General features: G+C 70.7%; 12 protein-coding genes and 1 pseudogene. 4 read left to right on the top strand and 9 right to left on the bottom strand.

Annotated elements, in window-relative coordinates; genetic code table 11:
* Positions 1-28: 28 nt before the first annotated feature.
* The 4 genes from NQO67_RS37470 to NQO67_RS37455 are packed head-to-tail and all read right to left on the bottom strand — an operon-like array spanning position 29 to position 5,381.
* Positions 29-2,281 carry an alpha-L-rhamnosidase gene (locus NQO67_RS37470; RefSeq protein WP_255954942.1) on the bottom strand — a complete coding sequence of 751 codons (2,253 nt, stop codon included), beginning with the start codon at positions 2,279-2,281 and terminating at the stop codon, positions 29-31.
* Positions 2,282-2,299: 18 nt separating this feature from the next.
* On the bottom strand, positions 2,300-3,127 hold the full coding sequence (locus tag NQO67_RS37465; RefSeq protein ID WP_255954941.1) for a carbohydrate ABC transporter permease: 828 nt from the start codon (positions 3,125-3,127) through the stop codon (positions 2,300-2,302).
* On the bottom strand, positions 3,124-4,059 hold the full coding sequence (locus NQO67_RS37460) for a carbohydrate ABC transporter permease (RefSeq protein ID WP_255954940.1): 936 nt from the start codon (positions 4,057-4,059) through the stop codon (positions 3,124-3,126). Before NQO67_RS37460 ends, NQO67_RS37465 begins: the two co-directional genes overlap by 4 nt.
* Positions 4,050-5,381, bottom strand: a complete 1,332-nt coding sequence (locus tag NQO67_RS37455) for an ABC transporter substrate-binding protein (RefSeq protein ID WP_255954939.1) — start codon at positions 5,379-5,381, stop codon at positions 4,050-4,052. The genes NQO67_RS37460 and NQO67_RS37455 overlap by 10 nt, the downstream gene beginning before the upstream one ends.
* Before the next feature lie 385 nt (positions 5,382-5,766).
* Between NQO67_RS37455 and NQO67_RS37450 the strand changes: the two genes are divergently transcribed.
* From NQO67_RS37450 to NQO67_RS37440, 3 genes and pseudogenes are all read left to right on the top strand, one after another.
* The gene (locus NQO67_RS37450; protein WP_255954938.1) at positions 5,767-6,798 is read left to right on the top strand and encodes a LacI family DNA-binding transcriptional regulator; all 1,032 of its coding nucleotides are present in this window, start codon (positions 5,767-5,769) and stop codon (positions 6,796-6,798) included.
* A 209-nt stretch (positions 6,799-7,007) separates the two neighbouring features.
* Positions 7,008-8,474 carry an ABC transporter permease gene (locus tag NQO67_RS37445; RefSeq protein ID WP_255954937.1) on the top strand — a complete coding sequence of 489 codons (1,467 nt, stop codon included), beginning with the start codon at positions 7,008-7,010 and terminating at the stop codon, positions 8,472-8,474.
* Between the two features lie 79 nt (positions 8,475-8,553).
* Positions 8,554-9,222: pseudogene (locus tag NQO67_RS37440) on the top strand (ABC transporter ATP-binding protein); the annotation flags it as partial.
* Between the two features lie 268 nt (positions 9,223-9,490).
* On the opposite strand, the gene NQO67_RS37435 reads toward NQO67_RS37440, so the two are convergent.
* Both NQO67_RS37435 and NQO67_RS37430 read right to left on the bottom strand, forming a co-directional pair.
* Entirely contained in the window at positions 9,491-9,883 is a 393-nt protein-coding gene (locus tag NQO67_RS37435; RefSeq protein ID WP_255954936.1) for a VOC family protein, read from the bottom strand.
* A 62-nt stretch (positions 9,884-9,945) separates the two neighbouring features.
* A complete protein-coding gene (locus NQO67_RS37430; protein WP_255954935.1) occupies positions 9,946-10,806 on the bottom strand; it encodes a TIGR02452 family protein in 861 nt (286 codons plus the stop codon).
* A 61-nt stretch (positions 10,807-10,867) separates the two neighbouring features.
* Here NQO67_RS37430 and NQO67_RS37425 point away from each other — a divergent pair, with 61 nt between their 5' ends.
* Positions 10,868-11,326 (top strand): hypothetical protein, encoded by a 459-nt coding sequence (locus NQO67_RS37425; protein WP_255954934.1) that lies wholly within the window; start codon positions 10,868-10,870, stop codon positions 11,324-11,326.
* 41 nt (positions 11,327-11,367) lie between these two features.
* Here NQO67_RS37425 and NQO67_RS37420 read toward each other — a convergent pair whose 3' ends face one another.
* From NQO67_RS37420 to NQO67_RS37410, 3 genes are all read right to left on the bottom strand, one after another.
* Positions 11,368-12,507, bottom strand: a complete 1,140-nt coding sequence (locus tag NQO67_RS37420; protein ID WP_255954933.1) for a suppressor of fused domain protein — start codon at positions 12,505-12,507, stop codon at positions 11,368-11,370.
* A 145-nt stretch (positions 12,508-12,652) separates the two neighbouring features.
* A complete protein-coding gene (locus tag NQO67_RS37415) occupies positions 12,653-13,240 on the bottom strand; it encodes a DUF1062 domain-containing protein (protein WP_255954932.1) in 588 nt (195 codons plus the stop codon).
* 119 nt (positions 13,241-13,359) lie between these two features.
* Positions 13,360-13,605, bottom strand: a complete 246-nt coding sequence (locus NQO67_RS37410; protein ID WP_255954931.1) for a hypothetical protein — start codon at positions 13,603-13,605, stop codon at positions 13,360-13,362.
* Between the last annotated feature and the right edge of the window lie 62 nt (positions 13,606-13,667).

Genomic DNA, 13,667 nt, shown 5'->3' with positions numbered 1-13,667 from the left:
CCCGGCTCCCCCTTTCCCCGGGGGTGCCTCAGCGGACGGTGTGCTCGACGGTGCCGGGGCCGAGTGCGACGTCGTCCCGGCCGGGCAGGCTGAGCACTCCGGTGACCCCGTCGGGCAGCGTGGTGCGCACCCACAGCCCGCCGTCGTCCGCCAGCCGCCACCGGACCTCCACCTCCCCGTGCCGGGTCTTCAGGCTCGTGGTGGCCCAGGTCAGCCCGCCGCCCGGGCGGGGCGCCACACGCACCGTGGCGTAACCGGGCGTGAGCGGGGCGACACCGCCGACGGTGCGGTGCATCCAGTCCGCCACGGCGCCCAGCGCGTAGTGGTTGAAGCTGGTCATCTGGCCCCGGTTGATCGTGCCGTCCGGCAGCATGCTGTCCCAGCGCTCCCAGACCGTGGTGGCGCCCATCGTGACGGGGTAGAGCCAGGACGGGCAGCTCCGCTCCAGGAGCAGCCGGTAGGCGTCGTCGACGTGGCCGGTGCGGGTGAGCGCGTCGGTGACGTACGGCGTGCCGGCGAACCCCGTGGCGACGTGGTAGCCGCCCTCCGCCACCAGCTCGGCCAGCCGGTCCCCCGCCCCGGCGAGGTCGTCCTCGTCCAGCAGCCCGAAGACGATCGCCAGCGCGTAGACCGTCACCGCGTCGCTGTGGACGCGCCCGCCGTCGCGTACGTAGTGCCTGCGGAAGGCCGTGCGCAGCCGGTCGGCCAGCGCGGCGAAGCCGGCCGCGTCGTCCGCCCGGCCGGTCAGCGTGGCGGCCTCGGCGACGGTGCGGGCGCTGCGGTAGAGGCACGCGGTGGCCACCACCCCGGGGTCCGCCTTGGCCCGGGCCGGGTCGTCGGGCGGCGCCGTGGGGTCCAGCCAGTCGCCGAACTGGAACCCGCGGTCCCACAGGCCGGTCGGGGACAGCAGCGACGCGGCCCGCCGCACGTGTGCGGCCATCGAGTCGTACTGGGCGTCCAGGACCGTCCGGTCGCCGTGGGCCCACCACAGCGCCCAGGGCACCCACACCGCGGCGTCGCTCCAGACCGCGGTGGCCTCGGGGTCCGGGAAGTGCGTGGCCTCGGGCACGTACTTGAGCGCGTCCGGGATCACGAACGGGACGAACCCGTGCGCCTCCTGTTCCACCACGAGGTCGCGCAGCCAGTCCCGCAGCAGGGCGTCCACGTCGTAGAGGAACGCGGCCGTGGGCGCGAACACCGCGATGTCACCGGTCCAGCCGAGCCGCTCGTCGCGCTGCGGGCAGTCGGTGGGGACGTCGAGGAAGTTGCCCTTCAGACCCCACACCACATTGCGGTGCAGCTGGTTCAGCAGCGGCTCGGAGCACTCGAAGAAGCCGGTGCGCCGCAGGTCGGAGTGGACCACCACGGCTTCCAGCGACTCCTCGGTCAGGGGCCCCGGCCAGCCGTCGACCTCCGCGTAGCGGAAACCGTGGAACGTGAACGTCGGCTCGAAGAAGTCCTCCCCGCCGCTCAGCACGAACCGGTCGGTGGCCTGCGCCGTCCGCAGCGGCCGGACGCCGAGCTCGCTGTCCTCCAGGACCTCCGCGTGCCGGATGGTGATCTGCCGGCCGGCCTCGCCCCGGACCGTGCAGCGCAGCCAGCCGACGAGGTTCTGCCCGAAGTCGACGAGGGTCCGTCCGGACGGCGCCGTCCAGATCCGCTGCGGGCGCACGACCTCCTGCCGGCGCACCGGCGGGCCGATGTACGGGGTGAGCCGGTCGGTGGCGAAGTCGAGGGCCACCACCGACGTCCACCCCTCGGGCACCTGGCCCGGGTGGGCCCAGGACGGGTCGTGCCGGCGTGCGTCGACGGTCTGCCCGTCGTACAGGTCGTCCGCCGTCACCGCCGACGGGCCCGCCGCCCAGGTGGTGTCGGTGCCGACGACCTGCCGGTGGCCGTCGGCGAAGGTGATCTCCAGCTGGGCGATGGCCGCGAGCCGGTCCCCGTACAGGGCCCGTGCGCCGGTCCAGGCCAGCCGGCCCCGGTACCAGCCGTTGCCGAGCGCGACCCCGAGCGCGGACCGCTCGCGCAGCAGCGGTGCCACGTCGTGGCTGCGGTACCGCAGCCGCCGTTCGTAAGCGCTCCACCCCGGGCTCAGCACGTCGTCGGCGACCGGCGTTCCGTTCACCGAGGCCTCGAAGACCCCGAGGGCGGAGAGGTGCAGCCATGCGTCGCGCACCTCCCCGTGCCCGGGGTCGAGCGCGAACTCCTTGCGCAGGAGCGGCGCGCTGCCGAGCTCCTTCGCCGGGGAGATCATGGATGCGGACCATTGCACAGACATGTCCATCCTTCGCAGGGGTCAGCCTTTGACGGCGCCTTGGGTCATCCCGGACACGATCTGCCGCTGGAAGACCAGGTAGGCGATGAACGGGGGGATCGTGATGAGCAGGATGTTCATGAAGAGCAGGTTGTAGGCGGTGGTGAACTGGCTGCGGAAGTTGTAGAGCGTCAGCTGCACCGTGGCGTTGGCGTCGCCGGGGAAGAAGTACAGCGGGTTGGCGAAGTCGTTGAACACGGTGACCGACTGCACCACGACCACGGTCACGACCACCGGCCTGATCAGCGGGAATATCACCGTGAAGAACAACCGGAGCGGCCCTGCCCCGTCGATGACGGCCGCCTCGTCCAGCTCCCGGGGTATCGAGCCGATGAACGCCCTGAACAGCAGCACGCAGAAGGCGAGTCCGAAGGCGACCTCGATGAGGACCATCCCCGACATCGTCTTGAACAGCCCGATGCCCTGGAGCACCCACACCGTGGGCACCACCGCGGGCGGGATGACGAGACCCATCAGCATGCATAGGTTGACGACGGCGTTCCAGCGGCTCGCGCGGCGCTGGAGCACGTAGGCCACCATCGCCCCGAACACGACCATGAGCGTGACGCTGCACACCGTGAGGGTGGTGCTGTTGATGAGGGCGACCACGAGCATGTAGTCGTGCGCCTGGAAGACCTGCCTGATGTTGCCGACGATCGGGAAGGCGCCGGGCCAGTCGAACGACAGCCGTCGCGCCTGCTCGGGCGGCTTGACCGCCTGGAGGACGATGAACGCGAACGGGACGAGGAAGACGACACCGATCACCACGAAGGTGACGGCGTTGCCGGCGAGGGAGCGGATCGTTCTCACAGGTCCACCTCGCGTCGGTTGAGGAAGCGCATCAGCGGGAAGACGATCGCGGTGACCAGCAGGAAGAGGATCACGTTGCCCGCCGTGGACAGGCCGTAGAAGCCCGCCTGGTACTGCTTGTAGATCACCGATCCGACGACGTCGGAGGTGAATCCCGGGCCGCCTCCGGTCATCGCCCAGATGAGGTCGAACGAGCGCAGCCCGCCGATGAGGGAGAGCAGGATGACCGTCGAGGTGGCCGGGAACGACAGCGGCAGGACGATGTGCCGGAAGGTCTGCCAGCCGTCGGCTCCGTCGGTACGCGCGGCCTCGTAGTACTCCTGGGGGATGCCCGTGATGCCCGCGATGTAGATGAGGGTGGCGAGACCGAGGCCCTTCCACACGTCCGTGAGCGCGATCGAGTACAGCGCCCAGTCGGGGTCCACGAGCCACCCGGGCCCGTCGATGCCGACCCATCCCAGCGCCTCGTTGACGAACCCCTTCGACGGGTCCATCAGCGCCTGGAACGTCAGCCCGACACCGACCGTGCTCACCAGCACCGGGAAGAACACCACCGAGCGCAGGAAGCCCCGCGCGAAGATCTTCCGGGTCAGCAGCACGGCGAGCGCCATGCCGAGGACGACCTTGAGCCCGGAGGTGAGGAACGCGTAGATGAAGGTGTTGACCAGGCCCCTGGTCAGGGCGGGCTCCTGGAGGAAGGTGCGGTAGTTCTCCAGCCCGATGAACTCCGAGTCGAACAGCGTCCACCGGGTCAGGCTGAAGTAGAACGCGACCGCGGTGGGCACCACGAACAGCACGGCGAACACCACGCCGGCCGGGAGGTGGAACCACAGCGGGTAGGGGCTGCGTGCCCGCGTCCCCCGCGTCCCCCGCGCCGCCCGCTTCGGCCGGCCCGTGCCGGGCGCACCCGGCTGCCGGCCCGTCACTGCCATCCGGGCAGGTCGAGCTGCTGCGCCTGCTTCTTGACGTCCTCGTCATAGAGCCGGGCGCCCTTGTCCGCGCTGGTGATCCCGGAGCCGACCTCGACGCAGATCTGCTCCAGCGCCGGGCCCTTGACCGGCGACAGGTACTCCAGCGCCGGCGTGGTCCTGCCCTCGTCGAAGTACCGTTTGATGTCCCTGACCGCCGGTGGCACGTCCGCGGGCAGCGTGCAGCCCTTCACCAGGTACGGCCCGGTGGGCGCGTATGCCTTGCCCTGCGCGGTGCAGCCCCGGGCGCTGGCCACGAAGCGGACGAACTCCTTGGCCAGGTCGAGCTTGTCGCCCTCGGTCGTCTTCGGGACGTAGACGCCGGCGAGACCCGGCCAGACCGTGAGGCCGTTCTTCGCGGCGTCGTCGCCCGGAACGGGGAAGAAGCCGACGTCCTTCGCCTTGTCGGGGAAGGCGTTGGTCAGGCCCGGCAGCGACCCGCTGAGGATCGGGTACTGCACCCCCTTGCCCTGGGCGAGCAGTTCGAGCCCGTCGGTGAGGTTGGCGGAGGCGAAGTCCTTGTTGTAGTAGCCCGCCTTGTGCAGCTCGGCAAGGTGCCGGAAGCCCTCGATGGCCGGCTCCTGTGCGTACTTGACCTGGTTCTTCGTGTACTTGTCCGCCCAGTGGGGGTCCGCGGCGGCAACGTTGTGGAAGTCACCGAGCACGAACAGCTGCGCGGTCCAGGTGTCCTCGTAGGTCTGGATCACCGGGGCGCGCCCGGACTTCTTGATCTTCTCGTTGTTCGCCATGAACGCGTCCCAGGTGCGGGGCACCTTCAGACCGAGGTCGCGGTAGACGGCCCGGTTGTAGAGCAGGCCGCCGCCCTGTGCGGTTCCGAACGGGGCGCCGTAGACCTTGCCCTGGTCCGTCACGGTCTTCAGGAACGAGTCCTCGACGTCGCCGAGGTCGGCGGAGCGGTCGAGGGGGACCAGCTTCTGTGCCGGGTGCAGCGCCTGGAAGAGCGATCCCGCGTTGTACATGAAGACGTCGGACATGTCCCCCGTGGACAGCCGGGTCTTGATGACGTTGTCCCCCTCCGAGCCCTGGGGGCGGCTCTCCACCTTCACGGTGACGCCTTCGTGGGCCGCCTCGAACGCGTCGGCGAGCCCCTTGGCGAGCGCGGTGCTGGCCTCGGAGTCGTCGGCGAGGAACGTGAGCGTCCCACCGCCGCCCTCGTCGTCCGCACCGCCGACCAGGCCACCGGCACTACAGCCGGACAGGACCAGCGCGCCAACCGTGAGGACGGCGAAGGACCACCGCCCGCGCACCCTCGTCTGGGATTTCATGGACGACCTCCGCTGGAACTAGAACGCGGTCCGTTTGATCGCTGGCCAACCGGGTGCCAATCGGGTGCCGGGGCGGCGTAGATCGTTCTCCGTCGGCGCACGCATCAGCGTAGAGCGTTCTCCATGGGCCGACAATGGCCCGGTCACGACCTCTTGTCGCCTGCTCAGTCACGGTCGGCCGGCTGATTCCAACCCGCTTGGACCGGACTTGCGCGCCGCTGGCGTGGTGCGGAAGGCTTCGCTTGACGAAGACCGATCTACGTCGCTCGCCCCACAGCCGAACGACGGCCGAACGACAACCGGCCTACGTCCGACCGACCTACGACCGACCAACGTCCGGCCGACGTACGACCGACCGACCTACGACCGACCCAGGGGAGATGCCGTGTCCCAGCGCAGCAACCGCCGCCGGTCGGTCACGATCGAGGACGTGGCCCAGGCCGCCGGTGTCTCCCGGGCGGCGGTCTCCAAGGTGATCCGCAACGCGTCCGGTGTCAGCACCGCCATGCGCGTGCGCGTGAACGCCGCCATCCAGGAGCTCGACTACCGCCCGAGCGTGGCCGCACGCGCCATGCGCGGCGCCAGCTACACGCTGGGGATCGAGACGCCGCCCCCGGGCAACCAGTTCTTCACCCAGATCGTCAACGGCGCCGGCCAGGCCCTCGACGGCACCCCGTACCAGCTGGTCATGGCCCCGGCGAACGGAGGCCGGGAGTACGGCGCGATCGAGGCACTGGCGGACCGCCAGGTCGACGGGATGGTGGTCGTCTCGCCCCTGGTGGAGCCCGCCTGGTTGGAACGGCTCGCCGAAACGCTGCCCGTGGTCATGCTCGGCCGGCACGGCGCGGCCAGCCACTACGACGCGGTGGTCGGCGACGACGTACAGGGAACCCGTGCGGTCATGGCCCACCTGCTGGAACTCGGCCACCGCCGGATCGCCCACCTGACGGAGCGCGAGGCGGTGACCGAGCCGGGGTCGGGCTCGCCCCACTCCCTGCGTCTGCTCACCTACCGGGAGAGCATGGCCGCCGCCGGGCTCGACCGGTTCGCCCAGGTGGTACGGACCGGCCAGACGGAGGCGGACGCCCGCCTGGCCACGCTCGCCCTGCTCGCCGGGCCCGACCGCCCCACCGCCGTCTTCGCCGGCCACGACCAACTCGCCGTCGGCGCGCTGGCGGCCATCACCGAGCTGGGCCTGCCGCCCGGCGAGGTCTCGCTCGTCGGCTACGACAACATCGACCTCGCGGGACACCCGGCCATCTCCCTCACCACGGTCGACCAGTCCGGCACCGAGATGGGCAGGCAGGCGATCACGATGCTCCTCGAGCGCATCGCGGGCCGCACGGAGCCGCGCCGGCACACGATCACCCCCGTCCTCCACGTGCGGCGCTCGACGGCGCCACGCGCCGCGGCCTGACGCCCCGGGCCCGTCCGGGTACACCTGGCCCCCGGTCCTGTGCGCCGTGGGTGCCCTTGCCGGATGCAACCGGACTCACCTGGACGTACCTACGCGGATGTACCACGTGCGGTACCTACGTGCGCCGCCGGGTGAGCCGGCGGGCCGCTCTCATGCTGCTCTCAGCCCGGTCTTAACCATTCGTCACGCAGCCTCCCTACCGTTCGCCCATGTTCTTCACCTATCTGAGGCGCGAGTTGCGCCGCCGAAGAAAAGCGGCGCTGGTTGTCGCCTCCGGGCTCGCGCTTGGTATCGCACTGGTCATCGTGGTCAGCTCCGTGTCGTCCGGCATGAAGCAGGCCCAGGGCAAGGTCCTCCAGTCGCTCTACGGACTCGGCACGGACATGACCGTCACCAAGGCGCAGCAGGCGCCCAAGGAGGGGGAGCAGCCGGAGCGTCCCAGGTTCGACTTCGGGTCCAGGGACGACGGCAAGGAGCAGAGCAGCGACCGGCTGATGGTCCAGGGCTTCAGCACGCTGAAGTCGGCCACGCTCACGAAGGTCGGTGCCCAGCACGGGGTCGACGAGGCGGTGGGCGGGCTCAGCCTCACCGACCTCAAGGTCAACGGCGACTTCAAGCAGGGCCAGTTCCAGCAGGGCAGGCCGTCCGGGCGCGGCGGCTACGGCGGCCAGTCCGGTGCCGGCGGCGGCAAGGTGACCGGTGGCGGCGCGCAGTTCGACGTCAACTCCTTCACGCTCTACGGCACCGACGTCACCCACGCCACGCTCGGCCCGCTCACCTCGTCGAAGATCACCAAGGGCCGCGGCTTCAAGCCGTCCGAGACCGACGCCAGGACGGCGGTCGTCGACAGCGCGTACGCCAAGAAGGAGAAGCTGTCCGTCGGTGACAAGGTCACCGTCAAGGACACCAAGTTCAGCATCGTCGGCATCGCCACCGCCGACAGCGGCGACGCCGCTGCCGATGTCTACATCCCGCTGAAGCAGGCCCAGACGCTGGCCGACGCAAAGGACCAGATCACCACCGTCTACGTACGGGCGACGGACTCCCAGCAGATCAGCGACGTGAAGAGCGCGATCCAGAAGAACGTCCCCGGCACCACCGTCACCACGTCGGCCGACCTCGCCGACACCGTCTCCGGTTCCCTGTCGACCGCCTCCAGCCTGGCGTCCAACGTCGGCAAGTGGCTGTCGATCGTGGTGCTGGTGGCCGCGTTCCTGGTGGCCGGGCTGCTCACCTCGGCCGCCGTCTCCCGCCGGGTGCGCGAGTTCGGCACGCTCAAGGCGCTGGGCTGGAAGAGCGGCCGGGTGACCCGGCAGGTCATCGGTGAGGCGGTCGTCAACGGCATCGTCGGCGGGGTGCTCGGGATCGCCGTCGGCCTGGCCGGCGCCTATGCGATCACCGAGGCCGCTCCGACGCTCACCGCCCACCTCGGTGCCACCGCAGGTGCCGGTGGTGGCGGCCAGTTCGGCGGTGGCCGGTTCGGCGGCGGTGGTCCCGGGCAGCTGCGCCAGGCCGCGGGCAAGACCCTCGACATCGCGCTGTCGGCGCCGGTCGGCGTCACCACCCTCGTGCTCGCGGTCGTCCTCGCGGTGGCCGGCGGGCTCGTCGCGGGCGGCTTCGGCGGCTGGCGTGCCGCCCGGCTGCGGCCAGCCGACGCACTGCGCCGGGTGGAGTAGCCGCCTTCCCCCGTCGCCGCGACCGGCGGTGACGGACACCCTCACCCATCGTGCACACGCGCAGCGCAGGAGAAGCACCATGTACCAGCTCAGCGGCGTCACCAAGCAGTACAGACGAGGAAAGGACACCATCCACGCACTGGCCGACGTGGACCTGACCATCGGCGACGGGGACCGGCTCGTCATCCAGGGGCCCACGGGAGGCGGCAAGTCCACGCTGCTCCAGATGCTGGGCGGGCTCGATCGGCCCACGTCCGGCCGGGTGGAACTGGACGGCACCGACCTGGCGAAGCTGCCGGAGGCCCGGCTGACCAGGGTCCGGGCGGAGTCCATCGGGTTCGTCTTCCAGACGTTCAACCTCGTCCCGACCCTCACCGCCCAGGAGAACGTCGAAACGGCGCTCGTGCCGCTCGGCGTGAAGGCCGGGGAGCGACGCGAGCGGGCCGCACGGGCACTCGACTCCGTCGGCCTAGGCGAGCGGCTGCGGCACCTTCCCTCGGAGATGTCCGGTGGCCAGCAGCAGCGGGTCGCCATCGCACGTGCCCTGGTCAAGAACCCCAGGGTGCTCCTGGCGGACGAGCCGACCGGCAACCTGGACGAGTCCATGCGCGACGAGATCATGGACGTCCTGGACGCCATGTGGGAGGAGCACCGCCTGACCTTCGTCATGGTCACGCACGACTCGTCGATAGCCAGGAAGGCCCCCCGGCTGGCCACCATCCGCAAGGGCCGCATCACGGTCACCGAGCGCAAGGACGTGCCGCCGAGCGCGGGCGGGGCCGGCACGCGAAACGCCGGGGGCGCGGACACGGACACCAAGACCAAGACGGACACGGACACGGAGACCGAGACGGACTCAGCGACCGGCGAGGAAGCACTGGGAAAGCGGTAGGCGTCCGCGCCGCGCCGCGCGTCGTGGCTCTGCTCCCCGGGGCGCCGTCGGCCGTTGCACCGACGGCGCCCCGGGCACCTTGACCTCCCCCGGGAACTCGCGCACCACTGGGAGGTCTCGCTGCTCAACGATTCAACTGGAGCAGGTCCCAGCGGTTCCCGTACAGGTCCCGGAAGACGGCGACGATGCCGTACGACTCGCGCCGTGGGGCCCCTTCGAACACGACCCCGGCCGCCCGCATGCGCGCGTGGTCACGCTCGAACGCATCCGTGTTCAGGAACCATCCGACTCGCCCTCCCGTCTGCCGCCCGACACTGGCTTCCTGCTCCCCGGTCACGGCCCTGGCCAGCAGCACACCCGTCTCCCGGGCACCCGGCGGGGCGACCACCACCCATCTCTTCTCCTCGTCGATCCGGGTGTCTTCCCGGAGTTCGAAGCCGAGGACGTCCCGGTAGAAGGCGATGGCCTCGTCGTAGTCCCGCACGACGAGGGTGACGAGTCCGAGGTGAGCGCTCATCAGGCCATGCTCGCAGGGACGTGGCGAGCCTTGACCCCCACCTTTTCGCCAGTCGTCGGCAGTCAGACTTTCGGAGGTTCGGGGCCCGGTTCGTCCGCCGAGGGGAAACGGTCGGCGAAGGCGTCCCGGTTGGCGGAGTCCGGCGAGGGGCTCCAGACCGCGAACACCACCCGTTCGAACGCCGTCGCGAAACTGCCGCCCCCGGTGAGGTGGGCGTGGAAGGCCGCGGCGACCTCGCGCGGGTCGTTGCGGAACACGCCGCAGCCCCATGCGCCGAGGACGAGCTGGCGTGCGCCGTGGTGGGCGGCGACGGACAGGACGCGTTCCGTGCGCTCGTGCAGTGCGCGCCGGATGCGGTCCCGCGCGCTGGGATCACGGCGTAGCACCTGTCCGGCGTTGGGAGCCGGCGACGTGAGGAACGAGACGGGGTACGGCTCGTTCAGCAGCCGGCCGCGGTCGTCACGGTGGACGGGAACCCGGGGAGACCAGATGACGCGATGGCTGTAGAGCAGGTCGCGGGAGGCGCGGTGGGCCTCGTAGTAGTCGGGGGCCTGGAGGAGGCAGGGGTAGAGCAGGGCGTTGCGGCAGAGGTCCTCTTCCTGGGCCTTGGCGCCACCGAGGTAGCCGCCCCCGGGATTGCGGGCCGAGGCGAAGTTGAGGACGGCGATCTGCCCGGCGCCGGCGTGGTGGAGCCGCTGTGCCGCCGCCAGGCTGCGCTCGGCGGTCACCTCGAAGGACGTGCGGTGACCCGTCGCCGTGGCCGCCCGCTCCAGGGACCCGTCGGGCGGATGGCTGACGGTGCCGGACGTCGCCGCCGCCAGCTCCGGGTCGATGCCGACGACGGTGCCGTCGTCGGTCGTGTACGCGCCGGCCATGACGATCCGGGCGTTGGCATCCGCGATCCCGCGCAATCTCCCACTCACGCGTCCGCATGGTAGGAGGCGCACCGCTCGGCGGACGAACGGTTTTGGCTAGGCTCCGCGCATGAGTTGGAACCTGGAAGTGGTCGCCGTCCGTACGGATCACCCCGATGACGCGGTGCCGGACGTCTTCGTGCCCGAGGAGGCCTCGATGTGCTTCGAGGACGCGACGTCGGTCTCGCGTGCACCGGGGCTGTGCGCGGCGCAGGTCGGCGAGTGGGTCCTCGTCATCGACGTGGACTGCCGGCTCTCCGGGCACGCCGGCTACCTGGCCGAAGCGTCGGAGTCGACCGAGCTGCACCTGGTCAGGATCGCCGGCAGCCCCTATGACCCCGTCATCCTGCACTACCGCGACGGCCGTCCGATCGTGGCGGCGCACGATCTGGCGGCCTGTCTGGAGATCGCCCCGTGCGACTACGAGGACGGCGAGACCGTCGCGATGACGTACCTGCGGGAGTCCACCGGCGTGTCCTTCGGCGGTGACGAGATGTTCGACGCGAAGTACACCCTCTACCTGCCTTGATCGCCTCCCGCCGCCTCCCCTGCCTCGGTCGCCGCGCCCCGTCAGCGGCTGACGTCGGTGAGCGGCACCCCGTGCTCGCCGGTGAACCGGGCCAGGACCGCCTCGTTGCCGGTGGCCTTGGCCTCGGCCAGCTCCTCGCGGGTGATCCCGACGGCGGTGACGAACTCGACCCGGCCGTTGGGGGCGTCGAGCGTGCCGAGGTGGGGGTCGGTGACGAAGGCCAGGGCGCCCAACCGGCTGCCCTCGGGGCCGAGCGTGCCGGCGACGCCCATCCGGTGCCCGTCGGCGAACGGGTAGCCCTCGCCGAAGACGTACGTGCCCAGGTTGCGCAGCGTCTGGAGGGCCCAGCCGGGCGGCATCTCCTCGTCGGCCTCGCGAGGGACCCGCATCGTCAGTTCGAAGCCGAGGCCGCTGGTGCCCGTGTCGAGGTCGAGATCGCCGTCCAGGTCGCTGAAGCCCCAGGTGACCAGCAGCCAGTAGCCGTCCGCGCGGTGGGCGCTCAGCTCCTGGACGCCCTCACCCATCGCTGTTCCGGTCGCCCAGCGCAGCGGCTGCCCCTCGGGGAGCAGGGCGTCCAGGGCCTTGGCGATCGCCATGCGGCTGCCTTCGCGGATCTCCGGTACGCCGGTCCGGAGCAGCGTCTCGAACACGCCGCCCCAGAAGGCGTCGGGGGCGAGCGCCCGCTCGTCACGGGACGTCAGCTCCGCTATGAGCTTCTCGGTGTAGGGGCGGGCCTCCTCGACGGACGACCCGGCCAGCTCCTGTCGGCGCAGCTCGATCCGGTAGAGGACCTCCACGAAGGACTCGAGTGTCGTGTTGATCGTGTCGACGTGGCTGGTCAACTCGCCGTCCTCGAGGGCGAGCATGAAGACGTTGCCGCTCTCCAGCTCCACGGCGTAGCGGATCTGGTCCGCGTGGGCGATCTCGTCGCCCTTGCTCCCTTGGCCCAGCACCAGGAAGCGGGCCGGCCTGTCCTGCGTCTCGGCCTCGAACACCGTGAATGCCTCGTACGGCCCGTCCACCTTCATGGTGAAGAAGATGTCCGCGGTCACCGGGATCCCCACCGAGCACAGCACGTCGGCGTCAGCGGAACGAACCCCGTGGGACGCGACGTCGGACCGGTCCAGCGTGATGACACCGTCCTCGCCGAAGACCTGGACGAGTTCTGCGTGTGTGGCCACGGGGTGCCTTCCGGAGGAGGGAAGCGGGAACGGGGATCGTGGGGGTGGGGTGATACAGGTGCGCGAGGATACGCCACGCTCCAGCCGCCTCCCCCAGGGCCTGTCCGGGCGAGCTTGCCGGACGGGCCCCGGGCCCGAGGAGCGCTCAGGGCTTGAGCACGAAGGTGAAGTCGCCGGAGAGCTTGCCGCTCAGCCGGACCGCCGAGACGAGTTTCCCCGCCGTGATCAGCCTCTCGACCTCGGCCCGTGAAAGACCGCAGCCCTCAGCGATCAGTCGTACCGGCCGGACCGGTATCCGGGCCGCGAAGTGGACCGAGACGTCGATCTTCCCCGAGCTCTCCGTCTCGCTCGGATGGGCGAGGCTCCGTACGCGGTCCAGGAGATCCGATCCGCCGGTGTCGAGGCGCCAGGCGCCGTTCCAGTCGAGGGCGATGCGATTACGGCTCCGCACGATCGGATCCTGGAGCAGCTCGGCTGCCAGGCCAGGGTCGTTGTCGTGCAGCCGGTCCAGCAGCTCAGGCCGTACGGAGCGCACGTTCGTCCGCTCCAGGACCGTGAGCTTGGCCGTTTCCCCGCAGGCGGTGCAGAGCGCGAGGAGCCAGGCGTCGATGAGCTTGTGGTGTGCGTTGACACGGAACTTACCGCCCGTCCGGAAGCGCCCGGACGCGCAGACGTGGCAACGGCGGAGGACTAGCGGCAGGCAGGTGGGCATGACCACCCAGGTATTGAGCACAGAAGTACACCGGTCCCAGTGAGAAGTCCGCAGCAGAAAGGGGCGCGGCGCACGGACGGCGACGCGCGACACATCAGCGCTCGGGAGGTCTCACAGGGTGTACAACGGCACGTCCTTGCCTAGACGACGTGGTTCGGCAGCACGGTAAAGGCGCACGGCGGCGCTGTTCCACCGGTTTTCTCGGGGTCGAGGCGAGCTGCCGACCGTGTGGGCATCGGTGAGTGCGGCCGCGGATTCGTGCTGCCGTCGTCCTCGCAGCCACCTACCACCAGGGCGAAGAGCAGGGACACCACCGCGATCAGCAGCACCAACGGCTTCGGCGGCGGCTCCGGCTCGCGCGGTCGCGGGGCGTGCGGTGGGGGCATGGTCGGAACGTAACGCCGGTGCCCCGGGACCGGTCCCGGGGCACCGCAGCCCGACCGCAGCC

Origin of the sequence: Streptomyces odontomachi (genome assembly GCF_024435355.1) — a bacterium.
GTDB classification, from domain to species: domain Bacteria; phylum Actinomycetota; class Actinomycetes; order Streptomycetales; family Streptomycetaceae; genus Streptomyces; species Streptomyces odontomachi.
Note: the sequence above shows the minus strand (reverse complement) of the source record. Positions and strands in the feature narration are given on the sequence as shown.

Bases quoted from the DNA above. Each gene is read 5' to 3' on its own strand.
- NQO67_RS37470 (WP_255954942.1), bottom strand. From the start codon at position 2,281: ATGTCTGTGCAATGGTCCGCATCCATGATCTCCCCGGCGAAGGAGCTC.
- NQO67_RS37460 (WP_255954940.1), bottom strand. From the start codon at position 4,059: ATGGCAGTGACGGGCCGGCAGCCGGGTGCGCCCGGCACGGGCCGGCCG.
- NQO67_RS37455 (WP_255954939.1), bottom strand. From the start codon at position 5,381: ATGAAATCCCAGACGAGGGTGCGCGGGCGGTGGTCCTTCGCCGTCCTC.
- NQO67_RS37445 (WP_255954937.1), top strand. From the start codon at position 7,008: ATGTTCTTCACCTATCTGAGGCGCGAGTTGCGCCGCCGAAGAAAAGCG.
- NQO67_RS37435 (WP_255954936.1), bottom strand. From the start codon at position 9,883: ATGAGCGCTCACCTCGGACTCGTCACCCTCGTCGTGCGGGACTACGAC.
- NQO67_RS37425 (WP_255954934.1), top strand. From the start codon at position 10,868: ATGAGTTGGAACCTGGAAGTGGTCGCCGTCCGTACGGATCACCCCGAT.
- NQO67_RS37410 (WP_255954931.1), bottom strand. From the start codon at position 13,605: ATGCCCCCACCGCACGCCCCGCGACCGCGCGAGCCGGAGCCGCCGCCG.